This is a genomic window from Sulfitobacter sp. R18_1, assembly GCF_017743915.1.
In the GTDB taxonomy this organism is placed as follows: domain Bacteria; phylum Pseudomonadota; class Alphaproteobacteria; order Rhodobacterales; family Rhodobacteraceae; genus Sulfitobacter; species Sulfitobacter faviae.
In genome coordinates, this window is sequence record NZ_JAGHRG010000017.1 from 1 (window position 1) to 13,542 (window position 13,542).

14 protein-coding genes and 2 riboswitches are annotated in these 13,542 nt (G+C 64.0%); of the genes, 6 read left to right on the top strand and 8 right to left on the bottom strand.

The window, feature by feature from the left end; translation table 11 throughout:
* Positions 1-24: 24 nt before the first annotated feature.
* Genes paaC through pcaF form a run of 4 tightly spaced genes read right to left on the bottom strand, consistent with a single transcriptional unit; the run spans position 25 to position 3,359 of the window.
* A complete protein-coding gene (paaC, locus tag J7392_RS22825; RefSeq protein ID WP_209219573.1) occupies positions 25-786 on the bottom strand; it encodes a 1,2-phenylacetyl-CoA epoxidase subunit PaaC in 762 nt (253 codons plus the stop codon).
* Positions 783-1,127 carry a 1,2-phenylacetyl-CoA epoxidase subunit PaaB gene (gene paaB, locus J7392_RS22830; RefSeq protein WP_247744734.1) on the bottom strand — a complete coding sequence of 115 codons (345 nt, stop codon included), beginning with the start codon at positions 1,125-1,127 and terminating at the stop codon, positions 783-785. The genes paaC and paaB overlap by 4 nt, the downstream gene beginning before the upstream one ends.
* Before the next feature lie 5 nt (positions 1,128-1,132).
* Positions 1,133-2,125 carry a 1,2-phenylacetyl-CoA epoxidase subunit PaaA gene (gene paaA / locus J7392_RS22835; RefSeq protein WP_209219575.1) on the bottom strand — a complete coding sequence of 331 codons (993 nt, stop codon included), beginning with the start codon at positions 2,123-2,125 and terminating at the stop codon, positions 1,133-1,135.
* A 28-nt stretch (positions 2,126-2,153) separates the two neighbouring features.
* Positions 2,154-3,359 carry a 3-oxoadipyl-CoA thiolase gene (pcaF, locus tag J7392_RS22840; RefSeq protein ID WP_209219577.1) on the bottom strand — a complete coding sequence of 402 codons (1,206 nt, stop codon included), beginning with the start codon at positions 3,357-3,359 and terminating at the stop codon, positions 2,154-2,156.
* 206 nt (positions 3,360-3,565) lie between these two features.
* On the opposite strand from pcaF, the gene J7392_RS22845 reads away from it, so the two are divergent.
* On the top strand, positions 3,566-5,113 hold the full coding sequence (locus J7392_RS22845) for an alkaline phosphatase D family protein (RefSeq protein ID WP_209219578.1): 1,548 nt from the start codon (positions 3,566-3,568) through the stop codon (positions 5,111-5,113).
* A 61-nt stretch (positions 5,114-5,174) separates the two neighbouring features.
* Here J7392_RS22845 and cobO read toward each other — a convergent pair whose 3' ends face one another.
* The 3 genes from cobO to aroC all read right to left on the bottom strand — a co-directional run bounded on the left by cobO (position 5,175) and on the right by aroC (position 7,909).
* Positions 5,175-5,780, bottom strand: coding sequence for a cob(I)yrinic acid a,c-diamide adenosyltransferase (cobO, locus tag J7392_RS22850; RefSeq protein ID WP_067265789.1), 606 nt, complete (start codon positions 5,778-5,780; stop codon positions 5,175-5,177).
* 70 nt (positions 5,781-5,850) lie between these two features.
* A complete protein-coding gene (locus tag J7392_RS22855; RefSeq protein ID WP_209219579.1) occupies positions 5,851-6,789 on the bottom strand; it encodes a DMT family transporter in 939 nt (312 codons plus the stop codon).
* Positions 6,790-6,799: 10 nt separating this feature from the next.
* On the bottom strand, positions 6,800-7,909 hold the full coding sequence (gene aroC, locus J7392_RS22860) for a chorismate synthase (protein WP_209219581.1): 1,110 nt from the start codon (positions 7,907-7,909) through the stop codon (positions 6,800-6,802).
* A gap of 92 nt (positions 7,910-8,001) precedes the next feature.
* A riboswitch (TPP riboswitch) is annotated at positions 8,002-8,103 on the top strand.
* Between the two features lie 34 nt (positions 8,104-8,137).
* On the opposite strand from aroC, the gene thiB reads away from it, so the two are divergent.
* Genes thiB through J7392_RS22875 form a run of 3 tightly spaced genes read left to right on the top strand, consistent with a single transcriptional unit; the run spans position 8,138 to position 11,326 of the window.
* Entirely contained in the window at positions 8,138-9,115 is a 978-nt protein-coding gene (thiB, locus tag J7392_RS22865) for a thiamine ABC transporter substrate binding subunit (protein ID WP_209219583.1), read from the top strand.
* Positions 9,091-10,647, top strand: a complete 1,557-nt coding sequence (locus J7392_RS22870) for a thiamine/thiamine pyrophosphate ABC transporter permease ThiP (protein ID WP_209219585.1) — start codon at positions 9,091-9,093, stop codon at positions 10,645-10,647. The genes thiB and J7392_RS22870 overlap by 25 nt, the downstream gene beginning before the upstream one ends.
* Positions 10,634-11,326: an ATP-binding cassette domain-containing protein gene (locus J7392_RS22875; protein WP_209219587.1), complete on the top strand. Its 693-nt coding sequence runs from the start codon at positions 10,634-10,636 to the stop codon at positions 11,324-11,326. The genes J7392_RS22870 and J7392_RS22875 overlap by 14 nt, the downstream gene beginning before the upstream one ends.
* Here J7392_RS22875 and J7392_RS22880 read toward each other — a convergent pair.
* Entirely contained in the window at positions 11,323-11,805 is a 483-nt protein-coding gene (locus tag J7392_RS22880; protein ID WP_209219590.1) for a 6,7-dimethyl-8-ribityllumazine synthase, read from the bottom strand. The genes J7392_RS22875 and J7392_RS22880 overlap by 4 nt on opposite strands.
* A 77-nt stretch (positions 11,806-11,882) precedes the next feature.
* Positions 11,883-12,022, bottom strand: a riboswitch (FMN riboswitch).
* 58 nt (positions 12,023-12,080) lie between these two features.
* Between J7392_RS22880 and J7392_RS22885 the strand changes: the two genes are divergently transcribed.
* Both J7392_RS22885 and J7392_RS22890 read left to right on the top strand, forming a co-directional pair.
* Positions 12,081-12,695 carry an FMN-binding negative transcriptional regulator gene (locus tag J7392_RS22885; RefSeq protein ID WP_209219592.1) on the top strand — a complete coding sequence of 205 codons (615 nt, stop codon included), beginning with the start codon at positions 12,081-12,083 and terminating at the stop codon, positions 12,693-12,695.
* Between the two features lie 60 nt (positions 12,696-12,755).
* A complete protein-coding gene (locus tag J7392_RS22890; RefSeq protein WP_209219593.1) occupies positions 12,756-13,364 on the top strand; it encodes a glutathione S-transferase in 609 nt (202 codons plus the stop codon).
* The last annotated feature ends 178 nt before the right edge of the window (positions 13,365-13,542 follow it).

A 13,542-nucleotide genomic window follows, 5' to 3' on the forward strand; every position in this document is an offset into this window, starting at 1 on the left:
GAGACAGGCTGTGGGGGGCGGGTTTCACCATGTGGCGTCCGGGTAGGCGCGTTGCAGCCACTGCATCTGGGTCAGCATATGGCCCAGATGTTCGCTGTGCCGTGCGCCGGTCTTCCCGCCCCTATGGGCAAAGTCATCCTCGGGCTTGCTGAGGGTCGCCGCCGCCAGCGTGTCGCCGACCAGTTGGTCGTAGCTTTTGCGCATGCTCGCCGGATCGGGGGCGATACCGGCCTCGGCCATGGCGGCGTCGACATCATCGCTGATGAACATCTCACCCACATAGGGCCAAAGCAGGTCGAGCGCCGCCTGCATTCGGCGGTGGCTTTCCTCGGTCCCGTCGCCAAGGCCGATCACCGTGTCGGAGGAGCGCTCCAAATGATAGGTCACCTCTTTCGCCGATTTCTCGGCGATGGCGGCGATCTCTTTGTCGCTAGAGTCGATCAGCGCGGTCAGTTGCGCCAAATGCCATGCGTCGAACAGGAACTGCCGCATCATGGTCTGGCCGAAATCGCCGTTGGGCTGTTCCACCAGCAGGACATTGCGGAAGTCCCAGACATCGCGGTGAAAGGCGAGCTTGTCGGCGTCGCGGCCTGCGCCCTCGACCTCGCCCGCCAGACCCAGCCAAAGCTGCGTCTGCCCGATCAGGTCGAGCGCCACATTGGCCAGCGCGATGTCCTCTTCCAGCACCGGCGCCACGCCGCACCATTCCGAGACGCGGTGGCCCAGCACCAACGCGTTGTCGCCCATCCGGCAGAGGAATTCGAACTTGGGATCGGTGCCGCTCACATCGCCCCCACTTCGTCGGGAATGTCGTAGAAGGTCGGGTGGCGGTAGACCTTGTCGTTGGCGGGTTCGTAAAGCGCGCCTTTCTCCTCGGGGGAGGAGGCGGCGATGGCGCTGGCCTCGACCGCCCAGATGCTCACGCCTTCGTTGCGGCGCGTATAGACATCGCGGGCGTTCTTAATCGCCATTTCCGCGTCCGCGGCGTGCAGGCTGCCGACATGGCGATGGCTCAGCCCGTGTTGGCCCCGGATGAAGATTTCCCACAGGGGCCATTCGGTGGGCCGCGCTTCGCCGTGGGGGGCGGCTTCGGTGCCTTTGTATTCGCTGGATTCAGGGCTGCTCATCTCGCTTACTCCGCTGCCATTTGTCTGCTGTGCTTTTTCTCGGCGTGGGCCAAAAGCCCCTCGCGCACCCAGCGGCCTTCGTCCCAGGCCTTGTTGCGCGCCGCGAGCCGTTCGGTGTTGCAGGGGCCATTGCCCTTGAGCACCTGAAAGAACTCTTCCCAATCCGGCTCGGCAAAGTCGTAGTGGCCGGTCTCTTCGTTGAACTTCAACGTCTCGTCGGGGATCGTCAGGCCGAGGTACTCGGCCTGCGGCACGGTCTCGTCGACGAACTTCTGACGCAGCTCGTCATTGGTGTTCATCTTGATCTTCCACGCCATCGACTGGGCGGAATGGACCGAGTCCTTGTCCGAGGGGCCGAACATCATCAGCGCCGGGAACCAGAAGCGGTTGAGCGCGTCCTGCGCCATCTTGCGCTGGGCGGGCGTGCCGTTGGCCATCTTCATCATGATGTCGAAGCCCTGGCGCTGGTGGAAGCTTTCTTCCTTGCAGATGCGGACCATCGCACGGGCGTAGGGCCCGTAGGAGGTGCGCTGCAGCGGCACCTGATTCATGATCGCGGCACCATCGACCAGCCAGCCCACGGCGCCCATGTCGGCCCAGGTCAGGGTCGGATAGTTGAAGATCGAGGAGTACTTCATCTTCCCTGAAAGGAGGTCGCGGGTCATCTGGTCGCGGGTCACGCCCAACGTTTCCGCTGCGCAGTAGAGGTAGAGACCGTGGCCGGCCTCGTCCTGCACCTTGGCCAGAAGGATCGCCTTGCGCTCCAACGTCGGGGCGCGGGTGATCCAGTTGCCTTCCGGCAATTGGCCCACGATCTCGGAATGCGCATGCTGTCCGATCTGGCGGATCAGGTTCTTGCGATAGCCGTCGGGCATCCAGTCCTTGGGCTCGATCTTGCCGCCCGCGTCGATGCGTTCCTGAAAGGCGCGCTCTTCGGGGTCCATCTCGTCGAGGGTTTTGACGCCCTTGCCAGTGGATTTGATCATCTGTGCATACATCGGTCCGTTCCTTTCGAGGAAAGAAGTGTCAGCCTGCGTTTTCGAGGATCAGGGCAACGCCCTGACCCACGCCCACACACATGGTACATAGCGCGTATTTGCCGCCCGTCCGCTTGAGCTGCAGCGCCGCCGTCATCACCAGACGCGCGCCGGACATGCCCAGAGGGTGGCCGATGGCGATGGCGCCGCCGTTGGCGTTCACATGGGGCGCATCGTCCGGCACGCCCAAGGCGCGGAGGGTGGCGAGACCTTGGCTCGCGAAGGCTTCGTTAAGCTCGATCACGTCCATCTGCTCGATCGTGAGACCCGCGCGGTCCAGCACCTTGCGCACCGCCGGGATCGGGCCGATGCCCATGACGCGGGGCTCCACGCCCGCCGCGGACATGGCGACGACGCGGGCGATGGGGGTGAGGCCGTGGTCTTTTACGCCCGCCTCGGAGGCCAAGAGCATTGCCGCAGCACCGTCGTTCACGCCCGAGGCATTGCCCGCCGTCACGGTCAGGTCGGCGCCGTTGATGCCGCGCAGCTTGCCCAGTTTCTCCAACGTGGTGCCGGGGCGGGGGTGTTCGTCGCTGTCGACGACCACGTCATCGCCCTTGCGCTGCGGAATGGTGACCGGGGCGATTTCCTCGGCGAAGAGGCCTTTCTCAGCGGCGGCGGCATAGCGTTCCTGGCTGCGCGCGGCGAAGGCGTCCTGATCTTCGCGCGACACCGCGTGGTCGGCGGCGACGTTGTCGGCGGTTTCGGGCATCGAGTCGACGCCGAACTGCGCTTTCATCTTGGGGTTCACGAAGCGCCAGCCGATGGTGGTGTCATAAACGGCGTTGCTGCGCGAAAAGGCGGTTTCGGCCTTGGGCATCACAAAGGGCGCGCGCGACATGCTCTCAATCCCGCCGGCGATGGCAAGGTCCATGTCGCCCGCGCGGATCGCCCGAGCGGCAGCACCCACGGCGTCCATCCCGCTGGCGCAGAGACGGTTGATCGTCGCACCCGGCACGTCGACCGGCAGGCCAGCCAATAGCGACGCCATGCGCGCCACGTTGCGGTTGTCTTCGCCCGCTTGGTTGGCACAGCCCATGATCACGTCATCCACGCGCGCCCAGTCCACCGAAGGATTGCGCTCCATCAGCGCTTTCAACGGTACGGCGGCCAGATCATCGGCGCGAACCGAAGAGAGGGCGCCGCCGTAACGGCCAATGGGGGTGCGCTGCGCGTCGCAGATGAATGCCTGCATGGGGGTCTCCTGTTGTTGCACCGTAATCTACACATCGGGGCGATTCGGTTCAATCAAAATGTTACGGAATGAGGTTATAGGGTCGATTTTGGTAACACGTCATCGCCCTGTCACCAAAGCTTTGCCAAAGAGTCACGCGGCTGTCGGCGCTCTGTCACGCGCCGGGGGTTCTGTGCCGCCATCGCCACCCTCAGAGGAAGCTCACGATGACCAAACTGATCCGCCCGACCCGTCGCGCTGTGCTGGCGGGCTCCACCGCCTTTGCCGCAAGCCTTGCCATGCCCAGCCTCAGCCGTGCGGCCTCGCGCCCGGTGTTTACCCATGGGGTGCAATCGGGCGATGTCGACACGCAGTCCGGCATGATCTGGACCCGCACTGACCGCCCGGCACGGGTGCAGGTCGAAATCTCCACCACCGAAAGCTTTGCCAACGCGCGCCAGCTTGCGCCGATGAACGCGCTGCCGAACCACGATCTGGCGGTGAAACGTCTGGTCGAAGGGCTGCCCTCGGATCAGGATATCTTTTACCGCTTCACCGCCGCCGACCTGAGCGACATCAACGCCACCTCCGAGCCGATCATCGGCCAGTTCCGCACCGCGCCCACCGCGCGCCGCGACGTGCGCTTTGCTTGGTCCGGTGACACCGCCGGTCAGGGCTGGGGCATCGACGATGAGGGCATGCGCACCTATGCGACCATGGCCAAACACCGCCCCGATTTCTTCCTGCATTCCGGTGACACCATCTATGCCGATGGCCCGCTTGAGGATGAGGTGCAGCTTGACGACGGCACGATGTGGAAGAACACCACCATCATCGACGAGAAACGCAAGGTGGCTGAGACGCTGGACGAATACCGCGGTCAGTGGAAATACAACCTGATGGACGACCATGTGCGCGAGATGAACGCCCATGTACCGACCTTCATGCAGTGGGACGACCATGAGGTCGTGAACAACTGGTCCTCCTCGCGCAGCCTGATGGAAGACGACCGCTATAGCGAGAAGTCGATCCATGTCCTCGCCGCCCGCGCTTCGCAGGCCTTTCATGAGATGACCCCGCTGCGCATCACCCCCGCCGAGCCGGGCCGGGTTTACCGCAAGATCAACTACGGTCCGATGCTGGATGTCTTCTTCCTTGACCTGCGCAGCTACCGCGGGCCGAACAGCGAGAACATGCAGACCGAGATGTCGCAGGCCACCGATATCCTCGGGGCCGAGCAGATGGCATGGCTCAAGCGGGAACTGACCAATTCGGCGGCCACGTGGAAGGTCATCGCCTGCGACATGCCCATCGGTCTGGTCGTCGGCGGCGGGGCCGAAGCGGTTGCCAATGGCGACAACGGTGCCGCCAAAGGCCGCGAGCAAGAGATCGCGGGGCTGCTGCGTTTCATCAAGACCGCGCAGGTCGACAACGTCGTCTGGTTCACGGCGGATGTGCATTACACCGCCGCGCATTACTACAACCCCGACAAGGCGCAGTTTCAGGACTTTGACCCGTTCTGGGAGTTCGTCTCGGGCCCGCTGCACGCCGGCACCTTCGGCCCGAACGAATTGGACGGCACCTTTGGCCCCGAGTTGAAATACGTCAAAGCGCCCGAAGAAGGTCAGGTGAACCTGCCGCCCTCCGCCGGTCTGCAATTCTTTGGCTTGGTCGATATCGACGCCAAGACCCAGCAGATGAAAGTGCGCCTGATGGACCGCGCCGACACCGAGCTCTACTCGGTGACGCTCGACCCTAAAGGGGCCGCGATCTAAAGACCCGTTTGAGCGGTCGGATTGAGAGGATCGCCCAGATGCGGGCGATCCTTTTCGTGTCTTAGTAGTCGACGCCGCGCTGTGCTTTGATGCCCGCTTTGAACGGGTGTTTGACCTCGGACATTTCGGTCACCAGATCGGCATAGTCGCAAAGCTCGGGCCGGGCGTCGCGGCCTGTCAGCACCACGGCGGTGCGCTTGTCGCGGGCGTCGAGCCCGGCGATCACATCTTCGATCTTGAGGTATTCATAGCGGATGGCGATGTTGATCTCATCCATCACCACAAGGTCATAGTCCCCGCTCTCCATCATCTCACGCGCCTTGCCGAATGCGGCTTCGGCGGCGGCGATGTCGCGGTTGCGGTCTTGGGTGTCCCAAGTGAACCCTTCGCCCATCGTGTGCCATGTCACCTCATCCAACCGTTCAAAGAACAATCGTTCGCCGGTTTTCCATTTGCCCTTGATGAACTGCACCACGCCGACGCGCTGTTTCCAGCCAAGCGCGCGCACCACCACGCCGAAGGCGGAAGAGGATTTGCCCTTGCCCGGCCCGGTATGGACCAGCACCAGACCCTTGTCCGGGTCTTGCAACTCGGCCACCTTGGCGCGCTGCTCGGCCTGACGCTGCTGCATCTTTTCCTTGTGATCTTTCGGATCCGCGTCGCTCATCGGTCATCTCCTCTATCCGGTTTCGGGGCACCATAGGGAGAGGCCGGGCCGGGCGAAAGCCCGCATTCGATCACGCTTTGGGATCGGTGACAGACCGCGCCTTGCCCCGTTCCATCCCCAATTGCCGCTCGCGCCAGATCACCAGCGCGCCCGCGCTGATCACCAGCGCCGCGCCGGCCAGCATCATCATCGTGGGCAGTTCGGCAAAGAAGACATAACCCAGCAAAATGGCGAAAAGCATCGAGGTATAGTCATAGGGCGCCAGCATCGAGGCCGAGCCGAAGCGATAGGCTGAGGTGATCAGAATCTGCGCCACCCCGCCGATCAACCCGGCGAGGACCAGCAGGCCAAAGGTTTGCAGATCGGGGATGACCCAGCCGAAGGGCAGGGTGCAAAGCGCCAGCAAGGAGGCAGTGCAGGAGAAGTAAAAGACGATCGCGGCGGTGTCTTCGTTCTGCACCAATTGACGAATGTGAATCTGCACGAGGCTGCGCACCATCGTCGCCATCAGGATCAGCAACGCGCCGATGGTGGCTGTCTGCTCCATCGTGCCGATGCTGGTGAATCGCGGCCAGAGGATGATCATCACCCCCACCAGCCCAATCGCCACAGCACTCACGCGGATCAGGCGGATTTTCTCGCCCAGCAACACGGCGGCGAGGATGACCGTGAAAATCGGTGTGGCAAAGCCGATGGCCGTGACCTCGGGCAGGGGCAGCAGGCCGAGGCCGGTAAAGGTCAGCCCCATCGCCGTGGTGCCGAAGAGCCCGCGCCAAACATGGCCCATCGGGTTTTGCGTCTTCAGCCCGCTTTTCAATTTGCCGCGCTGTGCCAGCCAGATCAGGATCACTGGAATGGCAAAGAAGGAGCGGAAGAAGACAGACTCGCCCGCGGGCACGTCGTCGGCCAACGATTTGATGATTGCCGACATGCAGGTGAAAAGCAGGATCGCCGTGATTTTCAGTCCGACACCAAGGGCGGGGCGGGCGGAGAAATCATCGACTTTCATGCTTTGATCCTCACGCCTCGGGGCCGATTATGCCGCGGTTCTGGCCAATCTGTCCGCGATGCAGCAGCAGGTGATCCAGCAGCACGCAGGCCATCATCGCCTCGCCCACTGGCACTGCGCGGATGCCGACGCAGGGATCGTGGCGGCCCTTGGTGATGATCTCGGTCTCTTCGCCCTGTTTGGTGATGGTGCGCCGCGTGGTCAGGATGCTGGAGGTCGGCTTCACCGCGAAACGCAGCACCACATCCTGCCCGGTGCTGATCCCGCCCAAGATGCCGCCCGCGTGGTTTGAGGAATACTCCGGCCCCTCCGGCCCCATGGTGATCTCATCGGCATTCAATTCGCCGGTCAGCATGGCCGCCGACATGCCCTCGCCGATCTCCACGCCCTTGACGGCGTTGATGCTCATCATCGCGGCGGCCAGATCGGTGTCGAGCTTGCCATAGACCGGCGCGCCGAGACCCGCAGGCACGCCGCGCGCCGTCACTTCAATGATCGCGCCGACGCTGCTGCCCGATTTGCGCAGCCCGTCGAGGTAGTCGGCCCAGTCCGCCGCTGCCTTGGCATCCGGCACCCAAAAGGGGTTTTGGTCGATCTGGTCCCAGTCAAAGGCATCGCGGTCGATCTTATGCGGCCCCATCTGCACCATGTAGCCGGTGATCTGAAGCTCCGGGGCCAGCACCTTGATCGCCTCCCGCGCCAGACCGCCCGCCGCCACCCGCGCGGCGGTCTCCCGGGCCGAGGAGCGGCCACCCCCGCGATAGTCGCGGATGCCGTATTTCTGGAAATAGGTGATGTCGGCGTGACCGGGGCGGAACTTGTCCTTGATGTCGCCGTAGTCTTTCGAGCGTTGATCGGTGTTCTCGATCATTAACTGGATCGGCGTGCCGGTGGTGACCCCTTCGAAGGTGCCCGACAGGATCCGCACCTCATCCGCTTCGCGCCGCTGAGTGGTGTATTTGTTCTGGCCCGGTTTGCGCTTGTCGAGCCACTGTTGAATCATGCCCTCGTCAATCGGCACGCCGGGGGGGCAGCCGTCGATGGTCGCCCCAAGGGCGGGCCCGTGGCTCTCGCCCCATGTGGTGACCCGGTAAAGATGGCCAAAGCTGTTGATCGACATGGGCGGACCTCCTGTTGTCAAACCCTTAGCCGGGGCAGCGCCCTGCCTCAAGGGGATTTGCCTTGCCAATTGTGCAGGTCCGATCTACCCCTGACGCTACCTCGGGGGGCCTTTGGGCTGAGATGTGCATGCTGTGCGGACCCGTTGAACCTGAACCGGTTAACACCGGCGGAGGGAAGGTCAGGACAGACATCCACCTTTTACCTTTCGCCGCAAAAGGAGGATGCGATGAAGTATCTTACACTTGCTGCGGGCGTCATGGGCGCATCGGCCGCATGGGCCGAGACGCCTGAACTGACGGTCTATACCTACGACAGTTTCGTCACCGAATGGGGGCCGGGCCCGGCCATCGAAGAGGGGTTCGAGGCCGAATGCGGCTGCGATCTGAAATTCGTCGGCATGGGCGACGGTGCGGCCCTTTTGGCGCGGCTCAAGCTTGAAGGCGCACGGTCCGACGCGGATATCGTGCTGGGGCTGGACACCAGCCTCGTCGCCGCCGCGAAGGGGACCGATCTGTTTGCGCCGAGCGGGTTGCAGGCCGACTATGACCTGCCGATCACTTGGGAAGATGAAGTCTTCGTGCCCTATGACTGGGGCTATTTCGCATTTGTCCACGGCACCGATCTGGACGCGCCCGGCGATTTCAAAGCGCTGGCCGAGAGCGATCTGAAAATCGTGATCCAAGACCCGCGCTCTTCGACGCCCGGTTTGGGGCTGCTGATGTGGGTCAAAGCGGCCTATGGCGATGAGGCGCCCGAGGTTTGGGCGGGGCTGGCCGACAATGTTGTGACCGTGACCAAAGGGTGGTCCGAAGCCTATGGCCTCTTCCTCGAAGGCGAGGCCGACATGGTGCTGAGCTACACGACTTCCCCCGCTTATCACCTGATCGCGGAGGAGGACGACAGCAAGACCGCAGCGCTGTTCGACGAAGGCCACTACATGCAGATCGAAGTGGCGGGGAAGCTTGCCGGGTCGGATCAGCCGGAACTGGCGGATCGGTTCTTGCAATACCTCGTCTCTGATGCCGCGCAATCGGTGCTGCCGACGACCAATTGGATGTATCCCGCCGTGACGCCCGAAGGCGGTCTGCCCGCAGGGTTCGAAGGCATGATCCAGCCCGGCAAGGCGCTGTTGGTGCCGAACGACGAGGTCCCCGCGCTCCGTGAGGAGGCGTTGGACGAATGGCTGACCGCGCTGTCGCGTTAAGCGGCAAGACGGGGCTTTTCGCCGCCGCGCTGGTCGCAGGGCTGATCCTTGCCGCTTTGGTCGCCGTTTTCGCGGCGGCCGATGTGGGCGCAGGGCTCGGCCCGGCGGATTGGGCGGCGGTGCGTTTTACCGTCACGCAGGCGGTCTGGTCGGCGGTGCTGTCTGTGCTGCTGGCCGTGCCGGTCGCCCGCGCGCTGGCGCGGCGGCGGTTTTGGGGGCGCGGGGCGCTGATCACATTGCTCGGCGCGCCGTTTATTCTGCCGGTGATCGTGGCGGTGCTGGGGCTGCTGACGGTCTTTGGCCGCTCGGGCGTGCTGAACCAATTTGGCGCGGCTCTGGGCCTGCCGCCGGTGTCAATCTACGGGCTGCATGGTGTGGTACTGGCGCATGTCTTCTTTAACCTCCCGCTGGCGACGCGGCTTTTGCTGCAAGGCTGGCAGAGCATCCCTTCTGAGCGGTTTCGGCTCGCGGGGCAGCTTCAGATGACGCCGCGGGCGCTGTTTATGGCGCTGGAATGGCCAATGCTGCGGCAGGTGCTGCCCGGTGTGGCGGCGCTGATTTTCGTGATTTGCCTGACCAGTTTCGCTGTGGCGCTGACGCTGGGCGGTGGGCCGCGGGCGACGACGATTGAATTAGCGATCTATCAGGCCTTTCGGTTTGATTTTGATCTGGGGCGCGCCGCGCTGTTGTCTGTGGTGCAGCTTGTTCTGGCTGGCGCTGCGGCGGTGGCGGCGCTTTGGCTAATCCCGCCGATCAGCTTGGGCGGCGGGTTGGACCGCCCCCTGCGCCGCTGGGATGCGCGGGGCGGCGCGCAGCGGTTGCTCGACATCGCCGTCATCGCGCTCGCCGCGCTGTTCCTGTTGCTGCCGCTGGGCGCCGTGGTGCTGCGCGGGCTGGCGGGGGTCGCGCAGCTGCCCGCCTCGGTCTGGCAGGCCACCGGGAATAGCATTCTGGTGGCGGGGTTGAGCGTGGCGGTGCTGGCCCTGCTGGCGCTGCCGATGGCAGGCTGGATCGCCACCCGGCGGCGTGGCGGGGTGGAGGCGATTGGCCTGATGGGGCTTGCGGCCTCGCCGCTGATGATTGGCACGGGGTGGTTCATCCTGATCAACCCTGTGCTGGACCCGGCACGGCTGAGCTTGCCGGTTACCGCCTTGGTCAACGCGCTGATGGCGCTGCCTTTCGTGCTGCGCATTCTGGTGCCGCGCCTGCGCGAGACCTTGCAGGATTATGGCCCCCTGACCCAGACCCTCGGCATGACGGGTTGGGCGCTGTGGCGGCGGCTGGTCCTGCCGCGTCTGCGCCCGCAATTGGGCTTTGCTGCCGGGCTGACGGGGGCGCTCTCGGTGGGGGATCTCGGCGTGATCGCGCTTTTCGCCGATCAGGAACGTGCGACGCTGCCTTTGCAGATGTATCGTCTGATGGGCGCCTACCGGATGGAGGCCGCGGCGGGCGCAGCGCTGCTTTTGCTGGTCTTGGCGCTGGCGGTGTTTTTCATCTGCGACAAATGGGGGCGCTGGCATGCTGACGCTTGAAGACATGCGCATTGAGCGGGGCGAGTTCTCCCTCGTGGCCGATATGACGCTGGCGCAGGGGCGCAATTACGCGGTGATCGGCCCCTCGGGGTCGGGCAAGTCGACTCTGCTGGCGGCAATCTGTGGGTTCGTGCCCGTGGCGGCGGGGCGGCTGCTGCAGGAGGGGGAGGAGATCACGGATCAACATCCCGGCCAGCGCGGCATGACGATGCTGTTTCAGGACAACAACCTATTCCCGCATCTCACCGTGCGGCAGAACGTCGGCCTTGGCCTGCGCCCCGACCTGCGGCTGAAAGCGGCGGACCGGGATGCGGTCGATGCCGCCCTCGCGCGGGTGGGGCTCAGCGATCACGCCGCCAAACGCCCCGGCGCGCTGTCGGGCGGGCAGCAAAGCCGCGTGGCGCTGGCGCGGGTGCTGGTACAGGCGCGGCCTTGGGTGCTGTTGGATGAGCCCTTTGCCGCGCTCGGCCCGGCGCTGCGGGTCGAGATGCTGGATTTGGTCCAAGACCTCGCCCGCGAGACCGGCGCGGGGCTGATCATGGTGACCCATGCCCCCGATGACGTGCGCCGCATCGCGGATGAGGTGATCTTTGTCGAAGGCGGGCGCGCCCATGCGCCGGGACCGGCGGCGGAATTGCTCGACAACCCGCCCCCGGCCCTGCGCGCCTATCTCGGCTAGGCGGCGGAAATTTTTGAAATTTCCGCGCCGTTTTCATTTGAAGAAAACGTCTCCAGCGCTTGGGTCATGCCAAGAGCGGCCTGCGCGGCCTCGCGCCCCTTGGTGACGAAATGGTCGCGGTAGATCGCGTTGTGATGATCCGTTTCCTGATAGTGGTGCGGCGTGAGCGAGACCGACAGCACCGGCAGGTCGCAGTCGAGCCCCACGCGCATCAGCCCATCGACCACCGTCTGCGCCACGAAGTCATGCCGGTAAATGCCGCCATCCACCACGAAGGCGGCGCAGATCACGGCGTCGTAGCGCCCGGTCTTGGCCAGACGCTGTGCCATGAGCGGCAGTTCAAAGGCCCCGGGAACGGCAAAGCTATCCACCTGCGCGGCGTCGATAACTTCGGTAAACCCATCATAGGCGCGGTCGACGATATCCGCATGCCAGCTTGCACGCACAAAGGCGAAACGGGCGGAACGTTCTTGTGTCATGGTGATCTCCTTTAGGTTCAGACACGTCCACCCAAGGCGATCACGCGCAAAGACCGGGGCTTCGCCCCCGTCCTTGTTCGCATTCTCTTTCATCCGGACTGTGACCGTCGGCTCTGGAATCGCACCAGATCTGCTGACACCTTCGAAAAGGCCGCTCGCGGGCTTGCGGGGACCGCTTACCGCCGGTGGGGAATTTCGCCCCGCCCTGAGAATGATGTCAGGTTGCCAAGTTGCGCAAGGCTCTGCAATACCAAAAGAAACGCATAGGAGGCACCATGCACCCCAATCCGATCTACCGCAAAGAGGGCCGCGACCGGAACCTTGCCTTTGCCCGTGACACCGGTTTTGGCGTTCTGGCGATCAACGGAGCAGAGGGACCGTTGATGGCGCATGTGCCCTTCATCCTGAACGACGCCGGGGATTTGGCCGAGTTGCATTTGGTGCGCTCCAACCCCATCGCGCGGGCGCTGAAAACCCCGCAGCCGGTGCGTTTGGCGGTGACGGGGGCCGATAGCTATGTCTCGCCCGACTGGTACGGGATCGAGGATCAGGTGCCGACATGGAACTATGTAGCCGTGCATCTGACCGGCACGCTAGAGCTTCGCCCGGCAGAGGAACTGCCCGATCTGCTGGCACGGCAATCGGCGATCTACGAGGCGCGGCTGGCCCCAAAGACCCCGTGGAAGATGGACAAGATGACCCCCGAGGCGCGGGACAAGATGCTGCGGATGATCGTGCCTTGTCAGCTCCGCGTCACCGGGGGCGACGGCACATGGAAGCTGGGCCAGAACAAGGATGAGGCCGTGCGTCTCGCAGCGGCGGAGCAGATGGCGGCGCATGGGTTCGGCACGGATCCGGCGGTGATGGCGGCCCTGATGCGCGGGGTGTGATCGCCGTTGCGTCTGGCGCGGCGCCGTTGAATAGTGCGGGCAACCAAGGGGGGACTTCACGTGAAACTATTTTATTCTCCAACCTCACCCTATGTCCGCAAGGTCATGGTGCTGCTGCATGAGACCGGCCAGCTTGACGATGTCGCGCTGGAGGCGACATCGGGCACGCCGCTGGCCCCGGCGGAGGGCTTTGCCGCGCGCAACCCGCTGACCAAAGTGCCCGCGTTGGAGCGGGAGGACGGCTGCACGCTTTATGACAGCCGGGTGATCTGCGCCTATTTGGATGACCGCGCCGGGGCGGGGCTTTACCCCCAAGGGACAAGCAGGTGGGACACTTTGACGCTGGAGGCCACGGCGGATGGGATGCTCGATGCTGCGCTCGCCATGGTCTATGAGGGCAAGCTGCGCCCCGAAGACAAACGCATGTCGGAATGGGTCGAAGGCCAGTGGGGCAAGGTCGACCGGGCCTGCAAGACGCTTAACAATCAATGGGCTGCGCATTTGGCTGGGCCTTTGGACATGGGGCAAATCGCGATCGGCTGCGCCTTGGGATATATCGATTTTCGCCATGCTGCGCGGGATTGGCGGGCCGGAAACCCCGATCTGGCGGCATGGTTCGATGCCTTTGATTCGCGCCCTGCGATGACCCATACCGCGCCGCCGCAGTAAGCGCGCCGTAATGATATTGCCACAATCGCGGTATTTTTGCCGCGTTGTGGCGCGGTTGATCCAAGATGCGCGGCTTTGACATCTGGACGGGCGCGGTCCATCCCGGTAGATAGCGGCGAGAAGTCAGGTGGCAAGGTGACGCCACCCCTATGTCTGTCGGCCAAAGTTGGCCAAGAAT